Consider the following 2,332-nt stretch of genomic DNA (forward strand, 5'->3'; position numbering starts at 1 on the left):
CTTATGTACGATGGGGAGCTCAATAATTCAATTTATAAAGAATTAAACTATTCTGAGGAAATCGATATAAAAATATTAGTCACACAATTAAAAATGTTAGCAAGAGCATTAAAAAATGCTGGTTCTATTTGGTTAAAAATATTGATTACAAAATTAAAAATACAGTTGTTTTGCCAATTATTCAGAAGATTAATATTTTCCTTTAATAACAAAATGTCTAACGAGCCTACGCCTATTTGGGAAAATTTTTCCCAAAACCAAAAATGGATTGATAATCTCAGAATAATATTGATTGAGCATCGTAGTATAGGACATGAATGGCAGCTTAGTGATGTACAAATTCAAAATATTCGACATTACTATCATTCAAATATTACTCTGGTTCAATGCTTAAATTGTGCTAGTAAAATGAGTGGTTGCGTGAGAGAACAGATAGAAGAAGCATTACTATTACCCATGGTCGAAATCGAAAAGCGCAAACGTGAAAATATAGAGTAAAGCGATCGCGCTATATCCAGACTGCTAAAATAATGCGATCGCTAAGTATTCATCTTCGTACAAAATTTACACTGAAGAAGTATAGATAAAGTAATCCTAAGATAATTTACTTAGTTTATTTATAAATTTTATGTAAAATTATAGTAAGTCTTACTGAAGAAAGATAGAGGACAGCTTTGCTGGACGCATTTCACAGCAATATCTTTTCGATTTGTGGAATGGCTGAATCTAAACCGTGAAGTATTTATTGCTTACAAACCCAGTTTAGGCTTTGTTTGGGCTTGATTGTTGTTTAAGTCTTTAAGTCCCGATAAGTAAATTTTTGTTAACTTCCGGGATTGTGAAAGAGTTATTAAATAAGCTTTTCAAATTTCTATCTGTCGCCATCATTTTTCAAATTGGTATTAGTAGAGCTGACAGAAAATTTTGACTAAAAAAAGGAGAAAAATAATTATGTTGAAATCCTTGTTTTTAAGTATTGTCCTATTTCTTGCTTCTACTTTCTGCATCATATCAGTGGCATTTGCTAGTCCCTTAATTCCTCAAGCTAATTTTTTGGTGGCTCAAAGCCCTGTGAGTGAGGAAGTAACTACCAAAATGCCGACACAAAAACTTTCCCAATCAGAAGATATATCCCAGGAAACTCAACCTGTAGAATCAAAACAGGAAGAAAAAAAACCAGTTGTAAAAGCTACTCGCCGTACTTATCCCCAACCTCCAAATCCTTATGATATGGAAGCGATGGAAAAATTTGACCAGGAAGTTTACGGAGAAGAGAATTAATTAATACCATTTTGAAAAAAAATGGGACAGAAACGTAGGGAACATCCACAATCTTTCAATAGACATCTCCGAAAAAGAATGTAGAGACGCGTTAGCGTAGCTCCTCCCGAAGGGAGGCTATATCGCGTCTCTACTGGTGCCGTGCCCTTACTAAGAATTTATATGTTGCAAACATTATTTGAATTGGTTCAAGTTACTGGTATGGTTCAATTGTTTATAGTTGGGCTATCATTGCGGATAACCCAACTACAAGCTGGATTATAAAGGTAACATTTGGTCAATTGGTTGGGCGGGTGCCTTAGTTACCGGATCATGACCACCTTTACCAACTTCAAACTGGGTCATCATTGCATGATCTTCGTGTACAAGGTTGTGACAGTGCATCATAAATTTACCTTTGATGTCATCTCCTTGTCGGGTGCGAAATTGAGTAATTATCCGTACCGTCTGGAATTCACCAACCATAAATACATCCTTCCAACCCTGTTCATAGGGACGAGGTTGTAACCCATTGCGTGAGAGCATTTGGCAATCAACTAGATGAATATGCACTGGATGCACCCAACCGCTTCCAGGATTGACCAAATTCCAAATTTCCACGTCTCCCACCTGAGGATTAGCATCTACACGTTTTGGATCCCAAGTTCTATCATTAATTAACCACTCTTGGTTATTGCGTTCAAATCTGAAGTTACGAGCCCTGATTATGGGTTTATTAATTAAAGGTTCTACAGGACGTAGTTGACTAGGTATGATGCTATTATCTGCCTCTGACCGTACCACATCAAAGCGCATAATCGTATGGGTACGGATATCATTATCCAGGGAACCTGAAAAACCAATATTCCGTAAAAATACTTGACTACCGACGGGATATTTGGAAAAATCAATAATCACATCGTACCGTTCTGCCACACCCACCGCCAAAGTTTGCAAAGGAGTAGTTAATTCTACGGGTTCTGCAAGTAATCCTCCATCACTGGCAATTACTACCAATCTCTCACCAATGGTCAGCTCTTCAGCTTTCTGACTTAAGGCAAGTTGGTAATTC

At 36.7% G+C, this 2,332-nt stretch carries 3 protein-coding genes; 2 read left to right on the top strand and 1 reads right to left on the bottom strand.

Annotation, left to right across the window (positions count from 1 at the left end):
* A partial coding sequence (locus CALSC_RS26840) for an NACHT C-terminal helical domain 2-containing protein (RefSeq protein ID WP_407641976.1) occupies positions 1–498 on the top strand: 498 nt, incomplete at its 5' end.
* Positions 499–951: 453 nt separating this feature from the next.
* Positions 952–1,281 carry a hypothetical protein gene (locus CALSC_RS25375; protein ID WP_088243954.1) on the top strand — a complete coding sequence of 110 codons (330 nt, stop codon included), beginning with the start codon at positions 952–954 and terminating at the stop codon, positions 1,279–1,281.
* Positions 1,282–1,539: 258 nt separating this feature from the next.
* Here the strand turns inward: CALSC_RS25375 and CALSC_RS25380 are convergent.
* Positions 1,540–2,332 (bottom strand): multicopper oxidase family protein (locus CALSC_RS25380; protein ID WP_159460699.1); only part of this gene is annotated, 793 nt, incomplete at its 5' end.

The organism is Calothrix rhizosoleniae SC01, assembly GCF_900185595.1.
In the GTDB taxonomy this organism is placed as follows: domain Bacteria; phylum Cyanobacteriota; class Cyanobacteriia; order Cyanobacteriales; family Nostocaceae; genus Calothrix_A; species Calothrix_A rhizosoleniae.

Coding starts and splice junctions, on each gene's coding strand:
- CALSC_RS25375 (WP_088243954.1), top strand. CDS start 952: ATGTTGAAATCCTTGTTTTTAAGTATTGTCCTATTTCTTGCTTCTACT.